The following is a 24,319-nucleotide window of genomic DNA, read 5'->3' on the forward strand; positions in this document are numbered from 1 at the left end:
GGTTCAAATCCTGCTATCGCAACCACTTTTTATTTATCCCCCTTTTCTTAAGAATTCCCAAATAATTAATTATCTATATATTTTGATTTAATAAATTTAAAATCCAATTTAAGATCCATCAGCTGGTAGATCAGCTCTCTATAAACAATGCTGAAGCTTTAGGTTCAGCCCCCTCTCTTAACCACTATCTATTTGATAATACTTTTATAATGATCTGTAATGTTCTCAACTACGCATTATCCGCTTTAATATTTGTAATATAACAACAACTCCACTTGCACCCACACTCTAAAAAAATTATACTAATAATAATTATCATTACTATCAATTTGAAGGTGTTATGAATATCAAAAAAACATTATTACTACTTTTGTGTGTAGCGAGTTTAAGTGCAATCGCGGGAACCGTTTCGGTGAAACACAGTTTAGGAACAACATCAGTGGATCATATACCTCAACGTGTTGTCGTGATTGGTATCGGGCCTTTAGATACGCTAGATTATTTTGGTATCAAACCAATTGCAGTAACAAAAGGAACGACGTTTCCGCCTTACTTAGCACAATATGATCAGGATGACATCGCGTCCTCAGGTGCATTATTTGAACCGGACTTCGAAGCTATTTATAACCTTAAACCCGATTTAATTATTGTTGGGCCACGTAGTGCCCAGTCTTACCAAGAGCTATCTGAAATTGCCCCTACATTACTTTATGTATTAGATGGAAAAAAACCTACTGGGAAAGCACTCAAACGCAATGGAGAAATATTGGTAAGCTCTTTGATATTTCCACAAAAGTAGAACAAACCATTACACGACTTGATGCGCAAATTAATGCCATTAAATCACATAATGAACAACATAAAGTAGACGCATTAACGATCATGAGTTCTGGCGGTAATATCTCAGCCTTTGGTGAAAAATCTCGATTTTCAGCTATCTATAATGAATTTGGATACCAAGAAACCATTAAAAATATTAAAAATAGTCGTCATGGGGATTTAGTGTCCTATGAATTCATTCGTGATGCACAACCGACTAATTTATTTGTGCTTGATAGAGATGTACTAGTCAATAAGGGTAAAAGTGAAATTCGTCAACAATTCGAAAATGACTTAATTAAAGCAACGCCTGCCTATCAAAACAAACGCATGATATTTTTAGATATTAATGCCTGGTACCTCACCATAGGCGGTGTAACAGCGACGCAGCAAATGATTACTGATATGTCTCACTAATCCTCTTCTTTTAGCCCATCAAATGGATGGGCAATTTATTATCGGAACAATACTGTGAAGTGGTTATTTCTTTCGCTATGTCTACTCAGTCTAGGCTCGCTGTTTGTGGGTGTGAGCCAGCTGTCTATTATCTCTTTGATCACTCTCGATCCTGCCGCCTGGGATTTGCTTATTACTAGTCGCCTTCCTCGCTTATTAGCTATTTTACTGGCAGGAGCAGGCTTAAGTATCGCAGGCTTAGTAATGCAGCAAATTAGTCAAAATAAATTTGCTGCTCCTTCTACCTCAGGCACCATAGAGTGTGCCATGCTCGGCTATATGTTAAGTCTATTAATATTTGGTCATGGTGAAGCATTATGGCTAATCTTCTTAACCGCTATTATTGGTACCTTAGCTTTTGTTAAATTAATACAATCCATTCAATTTAAAAATGCCATTTTTGTCCCGTTAATCGGAATAATATTCGGTAATATTATCGAGTCAGTGGTGACCTTCATTGCTTATAAGTTTGATGCCTTACAAAACCTGTCGAACTGGAGCCTAGCTAACTTTTCTAATATTTTACAAGGTGACTTCGAGTTACTTTATATCGCGGTTCCTTGCGCCATTATCACCTATTTGTACGCCAACCAAATTTCTGCCGTAGGGATTGGTAAAAGCTTTGCCACCAACTTAGGCTTAAAATATGGACAAATTGTCACAATAGGCGTCATTTTGGTCTCAATAATGGCCGCCACTGTGGTAATGATTGTCGGTGAGTTACCTTTCTTAGGCTTAATCGTGCCTAATATTATTAGTTATTATCAAGGTGATAATTTAAAGAAAAATTTACCCAACACCGCTTTATTAGGCGCATGTGTAGTGCTGGTTTGTGATTTAATCAGCCGAATTATTATTTTCCCTTACGAATTACCCGTATCTATGTTTATCAGCATTATTGGTGGCTTAGTCTTTATTATTTTATTGTTAAAGAGAGAAGCCAATGACAGATAAATCTAAATTATTTCTGCTATTAATATTGATTATAGGGTTTGCAGTATTTTTACTGGGCCATGGGCTAACAATGGATAATTATCAGTACTTTTTGTCTAAACGTACCCCAAAAGTACTTGCGATGATCTTAGCCAGTGTCGCTATTGCCTTATCTTCTTTTGCATTTCAAACCATCACCCATAATCGGATTTTAACCCCCAGTATCATGGGCTTTGATGCTTTATATTTATTAATACAAGTTAGCATTGTGTTTGTCGCGGGTAGCTTAAGTGTTGTCGCGCTTAACCCTTATATTAACTTCTCTATTTCAGCGTTTATTATGGTCGGCTTCTCTACCCTACTCTTCCACTTTTACTTTGGTTGTGGAAGACGCAATATCATTGTGTTGTTGTTGGTCGGAGTGGTACTTAGCCAGTTGCTTTTTAATATGGCTAATATGTTAGTGATGATGTTAGATCCTAATGAATATGCTGCAGTACAAGCCAATATGTTTGCTAGTTTTGGCAAGGTCTCGAAGCCATTAATTTACCTTTGCATACCAATCATTCTGTTAGCTGCAATCGCACTCTTTAAACATGCTAATGTGCTCAATGTGTTATGGCTAGAAAATGACAATGCCACCAGCTTAGGTGTAGATGTGCCAATCGTCACCAAACGTATTTTATTACTCAGTGCTTTATTAATTGCTGTTTCTACTGCATTAGTTGGCCCGGTCTTATTTTTAGGACTTTTAGTGACTAATTTGACTCGAGAATGGTTTAATACCTACCAACATAAAACACTTTTTATAGGCTGTAGTTTAATCTCTATGTTGGCATTACTCAGTGGCCAAGTCATTGTTGAGCATGTCTTTGCGTTGCAAACCACGTTAAGTGTGGTCATTAACTTTATTGGCGGGCTGTATTTCTTAAGAATGCTGCTTAAGAACCAAATTGTCTAAACATAGTAATAGGTAAGTAGACAGATGATAAAAGTAGAAAATATTAACAAACAATATGCAGGTAAATTGGTTGCGAGCAATATCAATGTTGCCTTTGAAAAAGGCAAAGTCACCTCCATTATTGGCCCGAATGGGGCAGGAAAAAGTACTTTACTATCAATCATGAGCCGTTTACTTAATAAAGATTCGGGTAATGTCTATGTGGATGGTACTGAACTAGAAAAATGGGCAACTAACACTTTAGCTAAAAGGTTAGCTGTATTAAAACAATCGAATAATTTAAACATGCGCTTTACTGTTAAGGAGCTCATCTCATTTGGACGCTTCCCCCATTCACAAGGTAAATTAACAGACACCGATCATCAGGTGATACAACATGCCATTGAATATTTAGACTTAGTCACGATTCAAGATAAGTATCTTGATAATTTAAGTGGCGGGCAAAAACAATTAGCTTTTATTGCGATGGTAATGGCGCAGGATACAGATTACGTATTACTGGACGAACCACTCAATAATCTAGATATCAAACATTCACTGCAAATTATGAAAAACATTCGTCGTTTAGCGCATGAAATGAACAAAGCAGTGGTGATTGTCATCCATGATATTAACTTTGCTTCCTGCTATTCAGATAATATTATCGCCATGAAAAATGGTGAAATTGCTATTGCAGGAAATGTCGACCAAGTTATTCAAGCCTCTGTTTTAGAAAGTGTTTATGATACGCCTTTTAAAGTGGTTACTTTAGATAATCAACATGTCTGTGTGTATTATTGATCTCTAGCGATTAATGTTTAGCTATTTTTCAATGACTGAGTCGGTGAAAAACCAAATTGTTTTTTAAAGGCATTAGTAAAGTTTGAAGGGTGACGATAACCCGCATTATAAGCCGCTTCTGTTATTGATACCGCACCTCTCGCTAGCTGCTGTTTTGCTATCTCCAAACGGCGACGACGAATATAAGTATTAACACTACACCCTAATGTGCTTTTAAATTTTCGCTGTAAACTAGAAGCACTCATCGCAGATACTTGTGACAAGGTTTGTATTGAAATAGGATCATTGAGATGTGCTTCAATATAGACCATTAAAGGGTCTAGGCGATGATCAAAACGGTCCTCTAACTGAGCAACCTTTGGCGTTTCTGACGCATGTAATCCAACAATATCAGTACTCTTTAACTGCTTAAAGATGGCCATAAACAGCTGCAACGTTAACGATTCAACTTGCATTCTTTGCATAAAATTAACTGGAGAGCTTAAGTTAATCAGTTCCTGACTTAATGCTAATACTGACGCGTCTAACCTGAGTTTAAAATGGGCAAGGTGCTCTGAAAGAAAGACACGGAAAGGGTCATTGTTATCACAGCGGCTTTCCAACCAATCAATGGGTAAAGCGATATTAAGTTTTGTGACATAATTATCCGTATACAATTGACGATGGAAACTGGCTGGTTTATTCAAATTAACCAACACCGCATTATAGGCAGCATCGGCGTCTAATGTGAAATTAAGCGAGTCATAACCAAAATCTAATTTACCCTCCAACAAAATGACCATCATTACCGACTTTTGGGCTGTTGATAACACTTGAAAATCGATTAATTCATGTGTCCTTCCCCCTGAATGGTAAAACTATTTTGTACTTGATAGGAGATAAATTTCCCTTCCGATAAAGCGATAGGTGGTGCTTTTTGTGATGATGATATATGACGAGAATAGTTTTCAGAAATAACAGTTTGCAGGTCATGTTGCTCTAAACAACGTGTCCCACACCCTTTTAGGGTATATTTATTCATCTCTTCCATGTGCACCTTCCTCATAACATAATGGTTATTTTGCATAATAGATTAAGCTGTTCTGCCTCCATCAACTCTCTTATTATAAACGCGAATAAATATCATTACTAATTATAATTTAAGGGAAGTAAATGGAATTCAAGGCAGTTAGAAATAAAGTGTGTGTCGCTGTGTTATTGGGGCTTAGTACCCAAGTTATTGCAGATGATTCACAAGTTATGGATCAAATAGTGGTATGGGGAACTAGCGTATCAAGTAGTTCAGAGAACCTAGGTGACCAAGATATTTCATTAAAGCAAGCAGACCATATGTCGGATCTACTTCGTGATATTCCAGGTGTTGATGTGGGTGGAACACACTCATTAACACAACGTATTAATGTACGTAGTTTAGGCGAAAGTGACTTAGATATTCGATTAGATGGTGCATCACAGCATGCAAATATGTTCCATCATATTGGTAACCTGACGTTAAACCCAGATATCCTTAAATCAGTGGATATCGAGGTAGGTAATAACTCTGTGACGCAATCAGGCTTAGGCGGCACAGTGCTATTCGAAACTAAAGATGGTAAAGATTTACTGCGAAATGGAGAACGTGTGGGTGCGCGTATTTATGGTGGTTACGCAACCAATGATAATCAACAAGGATCGTTAACCGTTTACGGGATGTTGAGCGATAAAGTGGACGCGATGATCTACGGTAATATTGTAGACCGCGATAACTTCGAAGACGGCGATGGCACTGAAACTTATGGTTCCGCGGGTAAAGTATCAAATATTTTATTTAAAGTAGGTTATGAACCTTCTGCTAAACATCGATTTGAACTAAGTTATGATATGTATCGAGATAGCGGTGACTACAATCCTCGTCCAGATATGTCTGGTGATGCCAATGTAGGGTTAAGTGGCGATTTACTCATTCCTACGGATTACGACCGCGACACATTCACCGCTTCTTACCAGCTAAAAGGCAACAAACACAGCGGTAAAACCAGTGTTTACATTAGTACCACTGAAATTACGCGTGATGAAACAGTTATGGAAGGCATATGGCCAACCAACCGTGTTTCAGTGAATACCGCTGAAAACCAAAATATCGGTGCTAACGCCCTGTTTGAATCTAACCTAGTGATCGCTAATTTCGATAATCAATTCAGCTATGGTATCGATTTTGTTCACCAAAACAGTAGCAGTACTTATGGTGATACTGATTACATGGATGAAAATGCCATTTCTAGCGCTATTTTCATTGAAGATCGCTTTTACTTCACCGATGACTTCTCTGTGACAGCCGGCCTTCGTTACGATAATTTCCGTCGTGATGCTGAAACCAGTGACAAAACATTTGATGATGTGACTTGGGGCTTAGGTGTTGATTGGGATGTGACCGATTCTGTTAGTTTATTTGCGAGTGCGCGTAGCTTGTTTAAGGGCCCAGAGTTACTTGAAACCTTTATTCAGTACCAAGACGTTGCTTATTTAGATGATGATATTAAAGCTGAAACAGGTTTAAACAGTGAAGTGGGCATACGTTACTCGGAGTTCTTTGGTGAGCATTCAGTGAGTGCGAGTGCGACTGTGTTCCAAACTAATATTGATGATTACATTACAGAAACTTATCAAGATGATGGTTCGTATTTAATCGAGAACATTGGTGATGCTGAAATCAAAGGTTTTGAGTTAAGTACAAGCTATGGTTATGACGCGTTCTTCACTAAATTATCTTACTCTCGCTCAGATTCAGACAATACAAGCACTGGTGGTCCTCTACTTGATGCAAACGGTCGTAGTATGGACATCGGCGACAGCATCTCACTTTCATTAGATTACGAGCTAACCTCTTTTGATCTCATTAGTAGGCTGGACATCCAACTTTGTATTAGAAGAGGACAATGTGGAAGATGATAGTGCGGTTAAAGAAGCTTACAACACACATGATCTTTATGCTCAATGGACTCCATCAAGCATTGAAGGACTACAATTAACCTTTGGTATAGATAACGTGACAGACGAGTTATACACCTCTCACGCATCAAGAACTGGCTCTGCACGAGGTTACACACTAGATGATTATGAACCAGGCCGTAATTTTAAATTATCAGCGGCTTATCAATTTTAATATTCTTTAAATATCAACTAAAAGAGAGCCTTAGGCTCTCTTTTTTATACCAATTATACTCAATAAACCCCCTCACTTTTAGATCGTTAAAAGTAACTTGTTATAGCAAGTACGCCGGCCCTTAATGACTGAGATTGGTATTATTATGGACAAAGTGACATGCACAATAGTAAAACATTAATAAAGTCAGAACATGCAGGACGTTATTTACAGACGCTTTGCAAACATTTCTCACGTAAGGTTCCCGCAGAGTGGGATCAGCAAGCAGGAAAAGTTAATTTCGCAATGGGAGAGTGTAAATTAACCTATTTAAAAGAGGCTAATGCATTAGCCCTATATTGCAGTGCTGATTCACAAGACAAACTGTCTACAATACAACGCATTTTAGAGCAGCATGTCACCATGCTCTCTAGAAGAGAAACCATCAGTATGGTTTGGTCAAACACATAATTCACCACATCAAGTGCTTCTTCATCCCTGTGAAGAAGCACTCCTCCCCACATCAATTCGCCATACTTAATGCTATTTCATCTTTAAACGCTAGCGTAATGTCTGTAAATGCTTTAACAATAGCACTCTTGTTATTACACGCATGCTGTAATTGCACATTAATCTCAGTGTTTACCTTATTCAATTTAATAAAATGACACCCTTCGCTATACAACTTTCGAATGCAATAAGGGGCAATGGCGACACCTAAGCCTGCAGCAACTTCTGTCACTAAGGTTTGCATATGCCGGGGCTGACTGACAATATTAGGAGAAAAACCAGCTTGTTTACATTGCGTGATCGTTTCGTCAAACAACCCTAATGCTTCATCACGATTAAAAATAATAAAGGGGTCGTGCTTTAATTGCGATAAATCCAGTTGCCCTTGATTTGCAAGGGCATGATCTTGATTCACAATCGCCACCAGTTGATCACTATAAATCACATGATCTGTAAAGTCAGCGGCAATAGTACTCGGTAAAGGCCGAGAAAACGCAATTTCGATCTGCCCTGATTGTAATGCATCAATTTGCTCCGTTGCAGTCATTTCCAATAACACCACATGTACCTGCGGATATTGATGCTTATATTGACGAACTAATTTAGCCATAAAAGTTAAACAAGCTGAGCTTAAGTGAGCAATTCGTAATGTCCCTATTTCGCCATTTTCTGCACGTTTGACCTGTGTTTTAGCTTGCTCTGTCATCGCCAAAATAGCATTGGCGTCCACCAGCAGCTGTTTGCCCGCTTCAGTAATACTCACTTCTCTTGAAGTACGATGAAATAATGTTACCGCTAACTCCGTCTCCAAAGCAGAAATATGGCGACTAATTGCAGGTTGTACCGTATGCAATTCCTCGCTGCTTCAGAAAAACTTTTATGTTTAGCGACCACAACAAAACTTTTTAAAGATTTAATATCCATATTTCGCTCCTGGCGTACCTTCCTATACAAACGGTGTATAGATTCCATAAAATATTAACATTTTTGTTATGAACAATTTCTCTTTATTCTCTGTTTATATTCAATAATCAGAGAGCGAACATGCCCATACATACCCCCTCAATCCTTAAGTCGTTTTATCCTACTCTTAATGACCACTGCGATAGCAGCAACAGCAGCTAACCTGTATTACAACCAACCTATTTTGCCTTTACTTGCACAGGAGTTTGAACTGACGAGTGGCCAATTAGGCAGTATTCCAGCGTTAACTCAATTTGGTTACGCCTTTGCATTATTATTTATTTCCCCTCGGAGATGCACTGCCTAGACGCCGTTTAATTGGTTTTTTATCGTGTTTACTCGTTGCTTCTTGTTTACTGGCGATTATTTCCCCTAATCTGCCTCTATTATTAATTGCGGTTTTTTTAATTGGTGTCAGCGCGAATATCACCCAACAATTAATTCCGTTTGCTGCATCAATGGTGTCTCCAGAAAATAAAGGAGCGACCTTAAGTACATTAATGATGGGATTAACCTTAGGTATATTATTATCAAGAACCTTGAGTGGTTATGTAGGAGAGCAATATGGTTGGCGTGCCGTGTTTATTATGTCAGCAGGTATATCCGCAATATTTGGCGTGTTGTTATTTACTTTTTTACCATCGAATAAACCACACAGCCAATTAGGTTATTGGGCATTAATTAAAAGTACTTTAAGTCTATTTATAAAACACAAATCACTGCAGAAATATACTTTCTCAGGTGCATGTTGGTTTGCTTCATTTAACGTATTATGGGCTACATTGGCCATCTATGTCAGCGATGCTCCTTTTAATTACAATGCACAACAAGCTGGCTTATTTGGTGTTATTGCGCTAGCTGGTGTGATTGGAGCAAAATTAGCAGGAAGATGGGTCAATAAACTAGGCTCTAAAAACGTGGTGATGCTTGCTTTAGTATTGATTGCATTAGGCTTTGTTATTACAGGTTTATTTGCAGGAAATCTGATCGCTTTAGTTGTCGGTATTATCCTGATCGATTTCGGTATTTTTAGTGCGCAAGTCGCAAACCAAGTGCGTGTATTTAGTATTGACCCAACTGCGCAAAGCCGTATTAATGGTATCTATATGCTCGGTTATTACTTAGGCGGTGCAATAGGTTCTATGGTTGGATTAAAAGCCTTTGCATTATATCAATGGCCTGGGGTCATTGCGGTGAGTATACTCTTTTTAGTTGGTAGTGGATGTTTTAACGCATTAGCCAAAAGAACCTAATCATTAAAATCGATGCATCTTAATGCATCGATTTCGTTTAATGCTAACCAACTAGCCCTGTCTTGCTTTAAAGCGCGGGTTAGTTTTACAAATAACATAAGACTTCCCCTTTCTTCTCACTATTTGACAATCAGGGTGACGTGTTTTAGCACTTTTTAATGAACTTAATACTTTCATATCACCTCCTAAGACTTTAACTTTACCAAAGCGATTATTAAACTTAGCGACACGACCATCCTGAGTAACAACCGTCTGTTTACCTGTGTAATAAGGATGAGACTCACTTGACACCTCAATCGCATAATAAGGGTAAGTTTCCCCATCTATCTCAACCGTTTTAGTTGGCTGTAACGTTGAACCAACAATAAAATACTTATCAACAGATGTGTCGTGAAAAGCCACTTTTTGATATTTAGGGTGGATGCTCTCTTTCATAATAAACCTCTACTTCAAAAACCAATGTTATAACATAACAATTTAATAAAAATGGGAAGCTTATGCAAGACATTTTTGATAATAGTTATCATTAACTTTATTGTAGTTGCATTAGTAAATGATATAAGTAGAGATAACAATGAAGAAGAAAGGCAGGTATAGCCACGTATAACGTGGCTTTTCATTAATAAAACTAATTAATTTAATGGGTTGATTGAGTGCTCATATACGCTCTCCAACCACCAAACTCAGTAATGTCTTTCGCTGATTCAAAGGCATAACCTTCACAGATAAAACTGGTCACCCAACTCGCATCATCAAGCTCTACTTTGCCGAGCCCTAATGGTTCTGGAATACCCACTAAAAAGCTAACCAGAGTGCTTTCTGGTAAACGCCATACTTCAACGTCAATGGCTGTACCTTGTTCTGCGACTCTCATTAAACCAGGACGAAATGGGGGACCACCCGCTAACGCATAAAAACGATAATCTGCTGACGTTTTAGTGCTTTTTACCAGATATCCACCACGTTCAGTCAATTGATGGTTGAGTGGAAAACCAGATAAGTGCGCACCACAAACAGCTATATCCACCAGTCCAGCTTGTGCTTCTGAACTTAAGGTTAGGTCACTATTAACAAGTTTATGCTCTGTCGCCCCTAGGGTGAAATCAGTTGTTTTTTGCCACTGAGCACCGACACTTAATAACAATCGGTCGCTAAAGGCGGGGCCAAATAACGTAATACCAAAGGGTAAACCAGAAGGTAAAAAACCTGCAGGCAACGCAATTGCGGCATAATCTAATAGGTTCATAAAGTTGGTGTAATAACCGAGATTTGAATTAAGTTGAATCGGATCAGCTTCAACCTCTTTGATGCGGTATGCCGTGCCTGCTGTCGGCGTTAAGACACAATCTAATTCCGCTAAAATAGCATCACACTGTACTTTAAAAGCTTGTAAACGATACATTGCCTTGAAAGTATCTACCGCTGAATGTGCCGTTGCGCCACCGACGATAGTTTGTATCACAGGTAAACACTGTGTTGGATCGGCTTTGAAAAATGCTTCAATAGCGGCATATCGCTCTGCTACCCAAGGGCCTTCATACAAGAGTCTTGCAGCATCTAAGAAGGGTTGAAAATTGATCGTAATAATATCGGCGCCAGCTGCTTTTAAGCGCTCAACACTGCTTTCAAATAATGCCTGAGCGACATGGTCATCAAAAAAGTTTAGCTGAGATGCTTCCGGTAAACCGACTTTTAATCCAGCCAGTGATTTGTTTGCTTCATAATGCGCAGCACTGTTGGTGAGTAGGTTATCACGTGAGTAACAATCATCGGTATCTAACTCTGCGGCGACATCTAATACGAGGTTCACTTCACTAGTACTATTAGCAAAGATAGTGACACAATCTAAGCTTTTACACGCTGGTACTACGCCAGTACAACTGATTAATCCTTTTGTTGCTTTCATCCCGACAATGTTATTTAACGCCGCAGGTACACGACCAGATCCCGCGGTATCAGTGCCTAAAGAGAAACTAACTTGTCCCGTTGCAACTGCCACTGCGCTACCAGAGCTTGAACCACCAGAAACATACTCAGCATCAAAGCTATTATTTACCGCACCCCAAGGGCTTCGCACTCCCACTAAGCCCGTTGCAAATTGGTCAAGATTAGTTTTACCCAATGGAATTGCCCCAGCGTCAATCAATAGCTTTACAACACTGGACGATTCAGTTGGTTGAAATGAGTAGGCCTCACAGGCTGCAGTAGTGGGTAACATAGCAAAATCAATATTATCTTTAGCGGCAAAGGGTACCCCGTACAAAGGGAGTTCATCGATCGATTTAGACTCAAGTACCGTTAACATCTGCTCGAGCTGTTGCTCAGAAATGGTACTGATCCAAACATTACTAGTATCACTTTTGGCTTGCGCTAACTTAGTTTTCAGGAAAGTTTTAACGTCTAACTCACCACTACGGTAAGCCGCTTTTAACACCTCTATATTCATATTTTGTTGTTGCATTGACTTATCCATTATAGTTTCTCCAAAATCATTAAGCGTTGTCCTGCATGTACTTGTGCGCCCTCTTTTTGCACAATACTCACCACCTTGCCATCGGCAGGCGCAACCACTTCTATTTCCATTTTCATTGCTTCTAAAATTAATAAGGTTTGCCCTGCTTTAACGGTTTCACCAGGTTTAACCAATACTTGCCAAATATTGCCAGCAACATGACTATCCACACCACGCTGTTGCTCAGTTAGACTAGCGATATCTGTTTCAATTTGCGTCATCTCTTTAGCGACAAAATTAGCCTGACCTGTTTCTTGCCAACGTTGACGCTCTGCTTCAAAGGCTTGTTGTTGCTTTTCTTTGAAGGTCACAATCGATGCTTGGTCTTCACTTAATTGCGCTTGATAATCTGCAAGACTAAAGGTTGTCTCTTGAATTTTTAATGGATAATCACCACGAGGGAAGTCTTTACGGATCTGTGTTAACTCTTCGCTACTCACAGGGTAAAAACGTATTTGGTCAAAAAAGCGTAATAACCACGGTTTTTTAAACTCTTCTGTTTGACGGTAACGATTCCACATTTGTAATGTTCGCCCTACAAACTGATAACCGCCAGGGCCTTCCATGCCGTAAACACAGAGATAAGCACCACCGATACCCACTGCATTTTCTGGCGTCCAGGTTCTTGCTGGGTTGTATTTTGTCGTCACTAAACGATGACGAGGATCTAACGGTGTTGCCACTGGAGCCCCTAAATACACATCACCTAACCCCATCACAAGGTAACTCGCATTGAAAACAATCTCTTTCACTTGCTCTACTGAATCAAGGCCATTAATACGTCTAATAAACTCGATATTATCAGGGCACCAAGGTGCATCTTTACGTACTAATTCGTCATATTTTTTAATCGCCAAACGCGTTGCGTAATCATCCCAAGAAAGTGGAATATTAACGATACGAGATGGCACTGACAGTTGGCTATCATCACCTAAACTCTGTTCCGCATCGACTACGATATCAAGTAACTGGTCAAGTGGTAATCGCAAGTTATCGTAATGAATTTGTAACGAACGGATCCCTGGCGTCAGCTCTTTCATACCTTGCAGGTTAAGGCTTTGTAGTTTCAACATTAATGCATGAACACGGAAACGTAACGCCACATCTAATACTTGTTGACCATACTCCACTAACAGATAGTCTTCACCGCTCGCACGAAATACCACTTGTTCATTTAATGCCGTTTTATCAAGCTGTTTTATAATCGCACTTTCTGGTAACACACTAGGCAGCGCTTGAGGTAGATACTGACCTTGTTCGATAGCTGCTAATTGTGCCAGCTCAAACTGTTGAGCATCCTCTATAGAAACAGCTTGGAAGCGAATAGTTGCACCCGCCTTAAGCTGACCTACTTTCCATAAATCTGCTTTAATAATGGTGACCGGACAAACAAAACCACCTAGGCTCGGACCATCTGGGCCTAAAATCACTGGCATATCGCCCGTAAAATCAATGGTACCCACTGCATAGGCGTTATCGTGGATGTTCGAAGGGTGTAAACCTGCTTCGCCACCATCATTGCGTGCCCATTTTGGTTTTGGTCCCATCAAACGGACACCCGTTCGGCTTGAGTTAAAGTGTACTTTCCAAGTTGCCTCAAAAAATGCATCGATATCTTCTGGTTTGAAGAAGTCAGGCGCGCCATGTGGACCATAAATAACACGGATCGTCCACTCATCGCTAATGTCGGGTAATTGAGTATTTAGTTCATGATTTTTAATTATATTGTGTGATAATTCTTCAATGTGTAATACATCACCAGTACGCAATGCACGACCAGCATGACCACCAAACTGACCTAGGGTAAAGGTTGATTTACTGCCTAGGTAATCAGGACATTGAATACCACCTTGCACTGATAAATAACTGCGTGCACCTGCACCTTGAATATTACCAAGAGTCAGTGTTTGCCCAGCTTTAACGGTTATAATCTCACCAATTTTTATACTGTCTTGGTCTAACTCAGCTTGAATATTTGCACCTGTTAAAATAAAGCGAGTCGCACTATTGAAGCGAAGTGTAGGGCCACTGACTGTGATCTCTAAACCCGCATCACTTTTTGCATTACCTAATAAGGTATTACCTAAGCAGAAGCTCAGGCTATCCATTGGGCCTGACGGCGGCACACCCACATCCCAGTAACCTTTACGCCCAGGGTAATCTTGAATGGTGGTTTGGGTCCCGCCAGCTAAGACATCAATAGAAGTGGGTAAATAGGTAAACTGGTTTAAGGTTTGCGTTAACAGCTCGCCCGCTTCAACGACATCGTTATTAAGTAGTTGTAATAGATAACCTTTATTACTTTCAATACCATATACATGGCTTTCGGATAAGGCTTGCTTTAATCCCATTAACGCCTGTGAACGGCTATCACTGTGACAGATTATTTTTGCTAACATAGGGTCAAAGAAAGGCGACACCTCTACACCACTTTCTAACCAATGGTCGATACGCAACTGACCTTGTTCGACTTCTGTTGCCCATTCAACATGACTAATTAACCCCGCGCTTGGTTGGAAGTCTTTGTTAGCATCTTCTGCATATAAACGCACTTGAATCGCATGGCCATTAGCCACTAATTTTGGGCTTAAATTAGCTAAAGGCTGCATAGTATTAGCCGCTAAACTGACCATCCAATTCACGATATCAACGCCATATACCATCTCTGTGACACCATGCTCAACTTGTAAACGCGTATTTACTTCTAGGAAGTAAAATTGTTGTGCTTGTTGGTCAAATACAAATTCCACTGTACCTGCACTGCGGTAGTTCACCATCGATGCTAAACGTGTCGCTGTTTGATGTAACTCACTACGTAATTCGTCACTTAGGTTCGGAGCTGGGCTTTCTTCAATCACTTTTTGGTTACGACGTTGTGCTGAACAGTCACGTTCACCTAGTGCAATTGCACCACCTTTACCATCACCAAATATTTGTACTTCAATATGACGAGCTTGCACAATAAATTTTTCTAAAAATAATGCACTATTACTGAAGTTATTTTCACTTAACCTTTTTACTGAATCGTAAGCTTGGCTTAGCTCTTCTGCACTATTACAGCGCTGCATACCGATACCACCGCCACCAGCAGTACTTTTTAACATCACTGGGTAACCAATCACATCAGCGCGTTGTAAGGCTTCTTCTACACTGTTTAATAAATCACTACCTGGCAATAATGGAACCTGTGCTTGCTCTGCTAACTCACGTGCTCGGTGTTTTAAACCAAACTGCAACATCTGTTCAGCAGTTGGGCCTAAGAACACTAACCCGTTCGCTTCACAGGTAGCAACAAAATCTACATTTTCACTTAAAAACCCATATCCAGGATGAATAGCTTGTGCACCACATTGCTTAGCAATGTTGATCACTTTATTCATATCAAGATAAGTTTGCTTAGCATTACCCTCTCCTAGAGAGAAAGCATGGTCAGCTTGTGAAACATGAAGGCTATCAGCATCAGCTTGGCTGTAGATTGATACACTTTCGATACCCATGGCAGACAGTGTTCTAATAATACGGCAAGCGATAGCACCACGATTGGCAATTAATACTTTAGTAAACATAATAGTGACCTTGTACAGGTCGGGTCGTCCCGAATTAATACTGAGAAATTAGCAACAAGGTCGTCCTTGTATTCTCATTGATTGTATTGAATCAACCTCTGTGTAGTTTTAGTCCCACACTAACATTTCAACTGGTGTTGGGTTGTAAGCATTACATGGGTTGTTTAGCTGAGGACAGTTTGACAATAAAACAATCACATCCATTGCTGCTTTCATTTCAACATACTTACCTGCACCACTGATCCCATCTTCAAAGGTTAATCCACCTTCTTTAGTCACAGGTACATTCATGAAGAAGTTGATGTTATGGGTAATATCTCGTTTGCTTAAACCATATTGTGGATTTTCAGCCACTGCTAATAACCAACTATCACGACAAGCATGCATGCATTTTTTTTCTAGAGAATAACGCACTGTATTACTTTCAGTTGCACATGCACCACCCAATGTATCGTGACGACCACAGGTATCAGCAGTAATTTCTAGCAGAGTATTACCATCGTTTGATAGCAGTTTTGTGCCCGCTGTTAGATATACATTGCCTTGTTCACGAATGGTATCCATTGCGCTGTAACGTTCGCTTGGGTCATTAGCGTTGTAAAATAAGGTATCAGCAGCTTGGTTACCTTCTAAATCTAAAATGCGTAAGGTTTGACCTGCTTTGACGACTTTCATGTAGTAATCACCTGCAGGAACGATATCGCGATGAACGGCATGTTCAGCTTGTAGTGGACTTTCAATGATCATAATTATGCTCCTACTGTATGTGTATGGCCGTGTTGGCATTGATAACGACGGTTATTTTCAAACCCGCGGCTATTTTCACCACATAGGTTTACACAAAGATCATCATCGGCAACAGGTGCAGCTTTACTGACAGATAACAGAACTGGTAGATTTGGGTATTCACTGCTTGGGTTCATTGGATGTGGGCAAGTTGAAATAATCACTAGCGTGTCCATTTCAAAACGTAGACCAACGCTATCGCCTGCTTTACTGTGTTGTTCAACAAAGTTTAAATCACCTTGATCATCACTAGCGACTTTACTAAAAATATTGATGTTGGCAGCTAAATCACGTTTACCTAAACCATATTTAGCAACTTCTACTAACAAACTATCGTAACCATTTTGTAACCAGTTATTATGGTCACCTTGATAGTCACGTGCGCCCCATTTATCTAATACTTTTTGCTTGTTAGCTACACCACCAACACTATCAACCCAACCTGTATCATCACTAACAATAGAGCAGAAGATACGCCCCATATCCGAATATAAGCAGTGCCCTTGTGTGAGTTTGAAAGTGTGTTGACCTTTTAAGGTATCTGGCGCGTTATAACGCTCTAATAAATTATTTGGGTTATAAAACAACATGGATGCATTCGCACCGCCTTCCAAGTCAGTAACAGTCAATAAATGACCTGCTGGCACGACGAGTGACCAGTGACTTGCACCTGGAATATGTTCTTCATAAATCGCATCTGCAACGCGACTCTGTGGTTGTTGACTTTGGGACATTTTATTCTCCTAAACAGTTTCTTCAGTAACTGTATCTTTGACTAAATGTTGCAGTGATGAAGGGACTGCTTGCCCTGTTTCCAGTGCGATATCGTAGACAATCTGTGCCCCAAATCGCTCAGGAGCTTGTGGATCAATGCGTGGTTTATCTAATACCCAGACACGAGAGCCTAGGCTAAAACCTTCAGATAAATCATGCGTGATCATAAATACGGTTAAACCACGTTTTTTCCAAAGTTCACGAATTAATTCGTGCATATCTTTACGAATACCTGGGTCTAAAGCGCCAAAAGGTTCATCTAATAACAGGATACGAGGCTCTTTAATTAAGGCTTGAGCAATGGCCAAACGTTGCTGCATACCGCCAGACATTTCGTTAGGATAACGATGTGCGGCGTGACCTAAACCAACAGCCGTTAACATCTCTAATGCCGCCGCTTTTAACTCGTCACGTTTACTTTTTGAAAACACTTTGCCAAGTAATGGAGAAGCTGCAAACTCTCCTCCTAACATGACATTTTCCAATGCATTAAGATGTGGAAAAGCAGAGTACTTTTGAAACACAATGCCACGGGTTTCATTGGGCTCTGCAGCCATCGTTTCACCGTCCAATAAAATACTGCCGCGGCTCGGTGTTTCTGTGCCTAACAACATATTTAACAATGTTGTTTTACCACAGCCTGATGCGCCAACTATGCTCACGAATTCACCCGCTTTTACTGTCAAGTCAAGCTTTTCGAGGACAACTGTATCGCCGTATTCCTTCCACACCTGCTTCATTTCAATGATGTTATCTTTCATTAATCATTTCCTCGTTTACCGTGGTACCAAGGGAAAGCTCGTTGAGAAAGCAATCGTAATAAGGCATCCATTACAAAAGCTAATACCGCAATCCACAACACATAAGGTAAAATGACATCCATCGCAAGGTAACGACGAATTAAGAAAATGCGATACCCTAACCCTTCAGTTGCAGCAATCGCTTCACCAGCAATTAAGAACAACCAAGCACTACCTAAAGTTAAACGTACCGCATCTATTAGTGCAGGCAATACTTGTGGTAACACCACTCTGACCATAATTTGCCAACTATTTGCGCCTAACGTCTGTGCCTTCAATAGTTGCTCAGATGGCAATGATTCAGTACGCAGTTGTAAATCTCGGATCAAAATCGGACAAATACCAATAATGATCAGCATCACTTTTGATAGTTCACCTAACCCGAATACAATAAATAACACGGGTAAGATAGCCATCGGTGGAATTAATGAGATAGCAGTGATCAGTGGCGAGAATGTGGCACGCATAATCGGTAACATGCCATTCACCACACCAATCACTAAACCGATTAACGCACTAATGCCAACACCTAGTAATAAACGCTGTAAACTTGCACCGGTATCCGCCCATAACAGGTATTCGCCAGTACGTTTACTCGGCTCAAAAGCCATACGTTGTATCGCATCATAGAAACTAGACCATGCAGGTAATAGTTTGTCACTTGGGTTTTCTAATAGACGCGCATCAGATGCCATCGTATAAGCAATTATCAAGACAACAAAAGGTAACAGGGTTAATAATAGTCGCGTAGTGCGACTCGGTTTGCTATTCATTAATCTCATAATGATCAGCCTTATAGTTTGTTATCAATAGCCATTTGCATGAAGCTTGGGTCAAAACGTAACTTGATATTACCTTTATCACCATAAACACCTGTTGGTGTTTCTATACCGATGAATTTAGCATCAGCTGCGCCTTCACCTAATAAACCATGCTCAAAAGAAAACTCCGCAACTTTACCCATAGTGCTTAACAGCGCAGGACTATTGTTAAACTCAACAGCATCTTTTGCTTCATAAAACATTTTCGTTGATGCTAATTGTGCATCGTAACCAGCTAAATCAGTACCAGAAGCATCAGCCATGGCCGTACGCGCCATCGTTGCCTTTGCATCATCACCTTTCATGGTTTGCATGATTTCATACCATGCGCCAGTTAATGCTTTACCTAGTTTAGGGTTATCAGCTAATACATCAGAATTAACCACGAGTAAGTCGATGATTTCACTGGGATTTGAGAAGAATCAAATACTTTATTAGTATCTGGCATTGCAGTGATTTCACTTAATAGAGGGTTCCAAGTGGTCACAGCTGTCACATCATCAGTAGTAAATGCAGCCACTAGGTCAGCGTCAGAAGTGTTAACCACACGTACGTCACGCTCTGCTAGAGAAACAGTTTGTAAAGCACGGGTAAGTAGATAGTGAGAAACACTTAATTCAACCAAGTTGACGTTTTGACCTTTGATATCAGCTAAGTTATCAGTGCCTTTTAATACAACGGCATCATTACCATTAGAAAAGTCGCCGATAATCAGTGACGTTGAATCAACACCACTGGCGGCAGGAATCGTCAGCGCATCCATATTGGTCATTACAGTTGCATCAAATTGACCCGCTGTATATTGGTTAATCGACTCAACATAGTCATTGATCTGTACAATATCGATTTTGATATCGTATTTATCAGCCCACTTTTTAACGATGCCGGAAGTAGCACCATAATCCCACGGCATCCACCCGACATAGATGGTCCAAGCTAAGCGAAATTCTGATTTAGTTTCTGCAAACGCAGAGGACGGGGTAACAATTAAGGCACTACATAATGTGCTAACAGTAAGTACTTTAGTGATTGATTTACGAAGGTATTTAGTTAATTCCATTTCTTTTCTCCTTAGTTACACATTTAAAAGCATGAGAGACATTGTTGCGTCTTCTCCTGAGCTTTTATCCCTCCGTGTAACCTTAGAAAAAGGTCGACAACTCTCGGACCAGTCACTGCAAACAGCCGGAACCCTAGATGTCTATTTTTATATTGTATATTGGCAACACTACGACTGCGACCAATGTCTCTCATACGAGCATTTTAACAATCTAATAAAAGCAATCACTGTGCCAAAAATTAAATTAATTTATTTTCAATAACTTAAAGTTTTTTCAAAAATAAATTTAAAATAAGAGTGCACCAATAGTAATCATATAACGCACCAACAACAAACAAAATTGGAGTGATTAGGTCTTTATAAAAAATAAAGAGTAGAATAGAGAAACTAATGATAATGATTATATTCATCAATTATAAATAAAATATTATAAACATATGCGATTAATGGGTTTATCTATCAGATGCGAGTATAAATAATAGCAACTATTAGTTAATATATACCTCTAAAGATATCAATTCATTCATATCGATACTGAAATGGAAACGCATTTTGAATAAACAAAGACATGTAGTTATTGTTGATGACCAGTCAACGGGCAGAATGATTTTACAAAAGGTTATTTTACAAATCGCAAATGACATTAAAGTCATTGATTTTGCAGACCCTTATGATGCCTTACAATGGTTGAGCAAAAATCCAGCCGATCTCATTGTAACTGATTACAGAATGCCTGGTTTAAATGGTATTGAGTTTATTCAAGAAGTACGAAAATTAAATCATGGTGAACATGTTCCAATCATGATGATTACCGTGGTCAGTGAAAAAGCCATTCGCTATGAAGCATTAGATGCCGGTGTTACGGCATTTTTAACTCGCCCTATTGATCAAATAGAATGCCGTACCACATGTAGAAATCTACTTAAGCTTCATCAACAGCATGTCATTATTCAAAATAGAGCGGATTGGCTTGCACAACAAGTTGAACTAGCCACTGAACAAATTTTACAACGAGAAAAAGAAACCATCTTAAAATTAGCTAAAGCCGGTGAATATAGAGATGAAGAAACAGGCAATCATGTCATTAGAATGGCTAAATATTCCAAAGAGATTGCCTGTGAAATGGGATTAACAGAAGCGGAATGCAGTGACTTAGAGCATGCGGCACAAATGCACGATATAGGTAAAATAGGCATCCCAGATAAAATCTTACTCAAACCAGGTAAATTTGAACCCGATGAATGGACAATAATGCAAACTCATGCGGCTATTGGATCTGAAATATTATCAGGCAGTGAATCAAAGTATATGCAAATGGGGGCGATTATCGCACTTAATCACCATGAACGCTTTGATGGAAGCGGTTACCCCAATAAACTCGCTGGTGAAAATATTCCTCTTATTGCGCGTATCGTGTCAGTTGCAGATGTATTTGATGCGTTAATTTCGTGAGACCCTATAAAAAAGCATGGGCAATTCAAGATGCTATAGACTTTATTATAGCTAATTCCGGAACACAATTTGATCCGCAATGTGTTGACGCTTTTAAAGCGCGTTTGCCACGTATTTTAAAAATACAGAGTGAATTTCCAGATGAGCATAACCCTTTGAATAATATTGGCTATTTTTATTGATGAATTTCATATTTAAAAAAGCATATGCCATAAAAAATCATATGAAAAAAACGGGTGATTCAGAACCCGAACAAGCATTAGTTAGAGTGATTGTTAGCTTATTGTTAATGACCTATTTTGTAATCCCATTTCTATCATCAGATCATGGTCATACTATCGAAAATATGATCGTACCTTTAATGTCTCTAGGTTATTTCATCTGCTCAATTTTAATCGTTATTAATATTTCAATGCAACTAAGAGCTAGTGCTGCTAGAAGAATTATTGGCATATTATTAGATCTTGTATCGCTTTCAATATTAATGGTAATCGCTATTCAAGAAACTATCTTTTTATTTGTATTTTACCTTTGGGTGATCATCGGAAATGGATTTAGATTTGGAATATATTATTTATACATATCACTAATTGTGGGAGGTTTAGGTTTTCTCATTGCTATTGTATTGGGAGAGTATTGGCAACAACACCTTTCCATTGCAATTAGTTTGATGCTGGTCATCACATTGATTCCCTTATATTCAATTTTTCTTATTAATAAACTTTATGCCGCTATCAGTATGGCTGAAAAAGCAAATCAGGCTAAAAGTCGATTTTTAGCTAATATGTCACATGAATTAAGGACCCCTTTAAATGGAGTGTTAGGAATTAGTGATTTATTAAGAGAAACTAAACTTGAAGATGAACAGCGTAACTTAGTACATTCAATGCAAAGCTCAGCGAAAATATTACTGGGTTTGATAGAAAAAGTACTAGATATATCTAAAATTGAAGCTGGCAGAATCGAAATATCAGAAGAAACGATTGACCTTCTGTCTATAGTTGATTCCGTAATGACGACCCAAAAGTTAATCGCTAAAAGTAAGTCATTAGATATCGATTCTAGCACCTGTTCAAATATTCCTTACCTGTTAAAAGGTGATCCGCAATACCTTCGTCAGGTTTTGGTTAATTTAATAGGGAATGCAATCAAATTCACGGATCAAGGCTCAATTCAACTAAATATAAAAAAATAAAACAAACAGAACATACTATATTCCTAAGGTTTGAAATTATTGATACTGGAATTGGTATCGAAAAAGCCTATTTAGATAGTGTATTTAATGATTTCACGCAAGTTGGTGAAGCAACTGCTCGACATATCGGCGGGTCTGGGTTAGGTACAACTATTTCAAAACAGCTAGTAGAGTTAATGGGAGGTGAAATTGGCGTTGATAGTGAATTAGGTCATGGTTCTACATTTTGGTTTGAATTGCCTTTTAATTTAGTATTAACCCCTTTAGCTGAAATTAGTCATGATAAATTATTAGTTTTAACTTCAAGTACAAATAAAGAAATAATAAAGCCAATGTTAAATGATTGGGGGTATCTGCTAACTTCACTCGAAAAATTAGTCATACAATTTCTCTATTAAAGCAAAAATCAAATACGAGCCAGCCATATAAAGTAATTATTATCGACATTTTAAGCCTAGCCGCAATAGGGGAATTAGAACAACTTTTAACTTTTCTAAACTCTGATTTAAAATTTACTAAATTACCTATTATTTTAATATCCCCACCTTCAACGGGCCACATACCTAAAACAATAAAAACTCAACTTACGAGTGTAATCATTGATTTACACGATAAAAGAGCACTATTTAATGCCTTATATCAGAATCAAAGAAATAATGGGAATAAGGATTCTAATGTTATCTCTTTTAGTGAGTTTTACTCAAATCAAATAGGAGCAAAAAAATTAAATGTACTCGTTGCGGAAGACAATAAGATTAACCAACAAGTTATTTCTGGAATACTTAAACGAGCAGGGCACAAAGTACAGCTTGTTGATAACGGAGAGGAAGCCATAGAGGTTTTATCTAAAAATCATGAACAAATTGATTTACTAATAGTCGATAAAAACATGCCTAAATGTTCTGGTGATGATGTAATAAAAACCTTACAATTTATGGACACTACTCAAGTAATACCAATAATAATGCTAACTGCCGATGCCACAACGGAAGCAAAGCAATTAGCAATTAGTTTGGGAGTAAATGAGTTTTTAACAAAACCTGTAGACTCTCACGAATTGTTAGAAAAAATAGCCATTTTATCCCATTCAAAAAAACTAAATTTAACACCAGGTATAGATACTTCAGCTGGCAATATAAAAACTTTATCCCCTACTTCTAAAAAAATAGAAGAAGTAGGAGAACAATGGTGTGACCCAGAAACAATAGCTGAATTATTTTCTTTAAGTGGTGATGATAACTTTATGGATAAACTAATTGCCGCTTTTATAATGGATGGAAATAAACATATCCAACAATTAGAGAATGCTAAGATAGATGATTATCTAAAATTACGAGAGTCATTACATGCTATTAAAGGAGCTGCTACTGAATTAGGGGCAAACAAACTCGCTAACCTTTGTATTGAAGGGGAAAACTTTAAACCTTATGACCTAAATAGCGCTAAACTCCTCGCCTCAATTGAAGAGTTAGAGTTCGCATACAAGAAAACTGTAGAAGCTCTACGTATAATTTTACTTAAAGCCTCTACAGGAAAACTTTAAATTAAAGCAAGTTA

26 protein-coding genes, 1 pseudogene and 1 riboswitch are annotated in these 24,319 nt (G+C 38.7%); of the genes and pseudogenes, 14 read left to right on the forward strand and 13 right to left on the reverse strand.

Annotation, left to right across the window (positions count from 1 at the left end; all coding sequences use genetic code 11):
* The first annotated feature begins 340 nt into the window (after positions 1-340).
* Genes ACLKL2_RS04910 through ACLKL2_RS04930 form a run of 5 tightly spaced genes read left to right on the forward strand, consistent with a single transcriptional unit; the run spans position 341 to position 3,949 of the window.
* Complete coding sequence (locus ACLKL2_RS04910) at positions 341-799, forward strand: ABC transporter substrate-binding protein (protein ID WP_413693580.1); 459 nt, start codon at positions 341-343, stop codon at positions 797-799.
* On the forward strand, positions 784-1,236 hold the full coding sequence (locus tag ACLKL2_RS04915; protein WP_413694252.1) for an ABC transporter substrate-binding protein: 453 nt from the start codon (positions 784-786) through the stop codon (positions 1,234-1,236). Before ACLKL2_RS04910 ends, ACLKL2_RS04915 begins: the two co-directional genes overlap by 16 nt.
* Before the next feature lie 54 nt (positions 1,237-1,290).
* On the forward strand, positions 1,291-2,229 hold the full coding sequence (locus ACLKL2_RS04920) for an ABC transporter permease (RefSeq protein ID WP_413693581.1): 939 nt from the start codon (positions 1,291-1,293) through the stop codon (positions 2,227-2,229).
* The gene (locus tag ACLKL2_RS04925) at positions 2,219-3,169 is read left to right on the forward strand and encodes an iron chelate uptake ABC transporter family permease subunit (protein WP_413693582.1); all 951 of its coding nucleotides are present in this window, start codon (positions 2,219-2,221) and stop codon (positions 3,167-3,169) included. Before ACLKL2_RS04920 ends, ACLKL2_RS04925 begins: the two co-directional genes overlap by 11 nt.
* A 24-nt stretch (positions 3,170-3,193) precedes the next feature.
* Positions 3,194-3,949, forward strand: coding sequence for an ABC transporter ATP-binding protein (locus ACLKL2_RS04930; protein WP_413693583.1), 756 nt, complete (start codon positions 3,194-3,196; stop codon positions 3,947-3,949).
* 17 nt (positions 3,950-3,966) lie between these two features.
* Here ACLKL2_RS04930 and ACLKL2_RS04935 read toward each other — a convergent pair whose 3' ends face one another.
* Positions 3,967-4,761: an AraC family transcriptional regulator gene (locus ACLKL2_RS04935; RefSeq protein ID WP_413693584.1), complete on the reverse strand. Its 795-nt coding sequence runs from the start codon at positions 4,759-4,761 to the stop codon at positions 3,967-3,969.
* Positions 4,762-4,772: 11 nt separating this feature from the next.
* On the reverse strand, positions 4,773-4,979 hold the full coding sequence (locus ACLKL2_RS04940; protein WP_413693585.1) for a hypothetical protein: 207 nt from the start codon (positions 4,977-4,979) through the stop codon (positions 4,773-4,775).
* Positions 4,980-5,101: 122 nt separating this feature from the next.
* Between ACLKL2_RS04940 and ACLKL2_RS04945 the strand changes: the two genes are divergently transcribed.
* From ACLKL2_RS04945 to ACLKL2_RS04955, 3 genes are all read left to right on the forward strand, one after another.
* Positions 5,102-6,877, forward strand: a complete 1,776-nt coding sequence (locus ACLKL2_RS04945; protein ID WP_413693586.1) for a TonB-dependent receptor plug domain-containing protein — start codon at positions 5,102-5,104, stop codon at positions 6,875-6,877.
* A complete protein-coding gene (locus tag ACLKL2_RS04950; protein WP_413693587.1) occupies positions 6,867-7,091 on the forward strand; it encodes a hypothetical protein in 225 nt (74 codons plus the stop codon). Before ACLKL2_RS04945 ends, ACLKL2_RS04950 begins: the two co-directional genes overlap by 11 nt.
* A 159-nt stretch (positions 7,092-7,250) precedes the next feature.
* The gene (locus ACLKL2_RS04955) at positions 7,251-7,541 is read left to right on the forward strand and encodes a DUF2218 domain-containing protein (RefSeq protein WP_113819942.1); all 291 of its coding nucleotides are present in this window, start codon (positions 7,251-7,253) and stop codon (positions 7,539-7,541) included.
* Between the two features lie 52 nt (positions 7,542-7,593).
* Here ACLKL2_RS04955 and ACLKL2_RS04960 read toward each other — a convergent pair whose 3' ends face one another.
* Positions 7,594-8,433: a LysR family transcriptional regulator gene (locus ACLKL2_RS04960; RefSeq protein ID WP_413693588.1), complete on the reverse strand. Its 840-nt coding sequence runs from the start codon at positions 8,431-8,433 to the stop codon at positions 7,594-7,596.
* Between the two features lie 240 nt (positions 8,434-8,673).
* Here ACLKL2_RS04960 and ACLKL2_RS04965 point away from each other — a divergent pair, with 240 nt between their 5' ends.
* Positions 8,674-8,850 (forward strand): hypothetical protein, encoded by a 177-nt coding sequence (locus ACLKL2_RS04965; protein ID WP_413693589.1) that lies wholly within the window; start codon positions 8,674-8,676, stop codon positions 8,848-8,850.
* On the forward strand, positions 8,810-9,796 hold the full coding sequence (locus ACLKL2_RS04970) for an MFS transporter (RefSeq protein WP_413693590.1): 987 nt from the start codon (positions 8,810-8,812) through the stop codon (positions 9,794-9,796). Before ACLKL2_RS04965 ends, ACLKL2_RS04970 begins: the two co-directional genes overlap by 41 nt.
* A 51-nt stretch (positions 9,797-9,847) precedes the next feature.
* Here the strand turns inward: ACLKL2_RS04970 and ykgO are convergent, their stop codons facing one another.
* The 10 genes and pseudogenes from ykgO to ACLKL2_RS05020 form a co-directional block, all read right to left on the reverse strand.
* Positions 9,848-9,973 (reverse strand): type B 50S ribosomal protein L36, encoded by a 126-nt coding sequence (gene ykgO, locus ACLKL2_RS04975; RefSeq protein ID WP_113819944.1) that lies wholly within the window; start codon positions 9,971-9,973, stop codon positions 9,848-9,850.
* Between the two features lie 27 nt (positions 9,974-10,000).
* A pseudogene (locus ACLKL2_RS04980) lies at positions 10,001-10,231 on the reverse strand (type B 50S ribosomal protein L31); the annotation flags it as partial.
* Between the two features lie 202 nt (positions 10,232-10,433).
* Entirely contained in the window at positions 10,434-12,269 is a 1,836-nt protein-coding gene (gene atzF, locus ACLKL2_RS04985; protein ID WP_413693591.1) for an allophanate hydrolase, read from the reverse strand.
* Complete coding sequence (gene uca, locus ACLKL2_RS04990) at positions 12,269-15,874, reverse strand: urea carboxylase (RefSeq protein ID WP_413693592.1); 3,606 nt, start codon at positions 15,872-15,874, stop codon at positions 12,269-12,271. The genes atzF and uca overlap by 1 nt, the downstream gene beginning before the upstream one ends.
* Before the next feature lie 108 nt (positions 15,875-15,982).
* The gene (locus ACLKL2_RS04995) at positions 15,983-16,621 is read right to left on the reverse strand and encodes an urea amidolyase associated protein UAAP2 (protein WP_413693593.1); all 639 of its coding nucleotides are present in this window, start codon (positions 16,619-16,621) and stop codon (positions 15,983-15,985) included.
* Between the two features lie 2 nt (positions 16,622-16,623).
* A complete protein-coding gene (locus tag ACLKL2_RS05000; protein ID WP_413693594.1) occupies positions 16,624-17,394 on the reverse strand; it encodes an urea amidolyase associated protein UAAP1 in 771 nt (256 codons plus the stop codon).
* A 9-nt stretch (positions 17,395-17,403) separates the two neighbouring features.
* Positions 17,404-18,195 (reverse strand): ABC transporter ATP-binding protein, encoded by a 792-nt coding sequence (locus ACLKL2_RS05005; RefSeq protein WP_413693595.1) that lies wholly within the window; start codon positions 18,193-18,195, stop codon positions 17,404-17,406.
* Positions 18,195-19,007, reverse strand: a complete 813-nt coding sequence (locus tag ACLKL2_RS05010) for an ABC transporter permease (RefSeq protein ID WP_413693596.1) — start codon at positions 19,005-19,007, stop codon at positions 18,195-18,197. Before ACLKL2_RS05010 ends, ACLKL2_RS05005 begins: the two co-directional genes overlap by 1 nt.
* A 20-nt stretch (positions 19,008-19,027) precedes the next feature.
* Complete coding sequence (locus ACLKL2_RS05015) at positions 19,028-19,441, reverse strand: hypothetical protein (protein ID WP_413693597.1); 414 nt, start codon at positions 19,439-19,441, stop codon at positions 19,028-19,030.
* Entirely contained in the window at positions 19,420-20,115 is a 696-nt protein-coding gene (locus ACLKL2_RS05020) for a putative urea ABC transporter substrate-binding protein (RefSeq protein ID WP_413693598.1), read from the reverse strand. The genes ACLKL2_RS05015 and ACLKL2_RS05020 overlap by 22 nt, the downstream gene beginning before the upstream one ends.
* A gap of 51 nt (positions 20,116-20,166) precedes the next feature.
* Positions 20,167-20,263: riboswitch (guanidine-I (ykkC/yxkD leader) on the reverse strand.
* 404 nt (positions 20,264-20,667) lie between these two features.
* Between ACLKL2_RS05020 and ACLKL2_RS05025 the strand changes: the two genes are divergently transcribed.
* The 4 genes from ACLKL2_RS05025 (at position 20,668) to ACLKL2_RS05040 (ending at position 24,305) form a co-directional block, all read left to right on the forward strand.
* The gene (locus tag ACLKL2_RS05025; protein ID WP_413693599.1) at positions 20,668-21,567 is read left to right on the forward strand and encodes an HD domain-containing phosphohydrolase; all 900 of its coding nucleotides are present in this window, start codon (positions 20,668-20,670) and stop codon (positions 21,565-21,567) included.
* A gap of 223 nt (positions 21,568-21,790) precedes the next feature.
* Positions 21,791-22,762, forward strand: coding sequence for a sensor histidine kinase (locus ACLKL2_RS05030; RefSeq protein WP_413693600.1), 972 nt, complete (start codon positions 21,791-21,793; stop codon positions 22,760-22,762).
* 17 nt (positions 22,763-22,779) lie between these two features.
* Entirely contained in the window at positions 22,780-23,160 is a 381-nt protein-coding gene (locus ACLKL2_RS05035; protein ID WP_413694253.1) for an ATP-binding protein, read from the forward strand.
* A complete protein-coding gene (locus tag ACLKL2_RS05040) occupies positions 23,106-24,305 on the forward strand; it encodes a response regulator (RefSeq protein ID WP_413693601.1) in 1,200 nt (399 codons plus the stop codon). Before ACLKL2_RS05035 ends, ACLKL2_RS05040 begins: the two co-directional genes overlap by 55 nt.
* Positions 24,306-24,319 lie beyond the last annotated feature (14 nt).

Origin of the sequence: Psychromonas sp. KJ10-2, assembly GCF_047323255.1 — a bacterium.
Classification (GTDB): Bacteria; Pseudomonadota; Gammaproteobacteria; order Enterobacterales; family Psychromonadaceae; genus Psychromonas.

What these genes read in the sequence shown, in the direction of transcription:
- ACLKL2_RS04910 (WP_413693580.1), top strand. Translation starts at nt 341, where the DNA reads ATGAATATCAAAAAAACATTATTACTACTTTTGTGTGTAGCGAGTTTA.
- ACLKL2_RS04925 (WP_413693582.1), top strand. Translation starts at nt 2,219, where the DNA reads ATGACAGATAAATCTAAATTATTTCTGCTATTAATATTGATTATAGGG.
- ACLKL2_RS04930 (WP_413693583.1), top strand. Translation starts at nt 3,194, where the DNA reads ATGATAAAAGTAGAAAATATTAACAAACAATATGCAGGTAAATTGGTT.
- ACLKL2_RS04940 (WP_413693585.1), bottom strand. Translation starts at nt 4,979, where the DNA reads ATGGAAGAGATGAATAAATATACCCTAAAAGGGTGTGGGACACGTTGT.
- ACLKL2_RS04945 (WP_413693586.1), top strand. Translation starts at nt 5,102, where the DNA reads ATGGAATTCAAGGCAGTTAGAAATAAAGTGTGTGTCGCTGTGTTATTG.
- ACLKL2_RS04955 (WP_113819942.1), top strand. Translation starts at nt 7,251, where the DNA reads ATGCACAATAGTAAAACATTAATAAAGTCAGAACATGCAGGACGTTAT.
- ACLKL2_RS04965 (WP_413693589.1), top strand. Translation starts at nt 8,674, where the DNA reads ATGACCACTGCGATAGCAGCAACAGCAGCTAACCTGTATTACAACCAA.
- ykgO (WP_113819944.1), bottom strand. Translation starts at nt 9,973, where the DNA reads ATGAAAGTATTAAGTTCATTAAAAAGTGCTAAAACACGTCACCCTGAT.
- atzF (WP_413693591.1), bottom strand. Translation starts at nt 12,269, where the DNA reads ATGGATAAGTCAATGCAACAACAAAATATGAATATAGAGGTGTTAAAA.
- uca (WP_413693592.1), bottom strand. Translation starts at nt 15,874, where the DNA reads ATGTTTACTAAAGTATTAATTGCCAATCGTGGTGCTATCGCTTGCCGT.
- ACLKL2_RS04995 (WP_413693593.1), bottom strand. Translation starts at nt 16,621, where the DNA reads ATGATCATTGAAAGTCCACTACAAGCTGAACATGCCGTTCATCGCGAT.
- ACLKL2_RS05000 (WP_413693594.1), bottom strand. Translation starts at nt 17,394, where the DNA reads ATGTCCCAAAGTCAACAACCACAGAGTCGCGTTGCAGATGCGATTTAT.
- ACLKL2_RS05005 (WP_413693595.1), bottom strand. Translation starts at nt 18,195, where the DNA reads ATGAAAGATAACATCATTGAAATGAAGCAGGTGTGGAAGGAATACGGC.
- ACLKL2_RS05010 (WP_413693596.1), bottom strand. Translation starts at nt 19,007, where the DNA reads ATGAATAGCAAACCGAGTCGCACTACGCGACTATTATTAACCCTGTTA.
- ACLKL2_RS05020 (WP_413693598.1), bottom strand. Translation starts at nt 20,115, where the DNA reads ATGGAATTAACTAAATACCTTCGTAAATCAATCACTAAAGTACTTACT.
- ACLKL2_RS05030 (WP_413693600.1), top strand. Translation starts at nt 21,791, where the DNA reads ATGAAAAAAACGGGTGATTCAGAACCCGAACAAGCATTAGTTAGAGTG.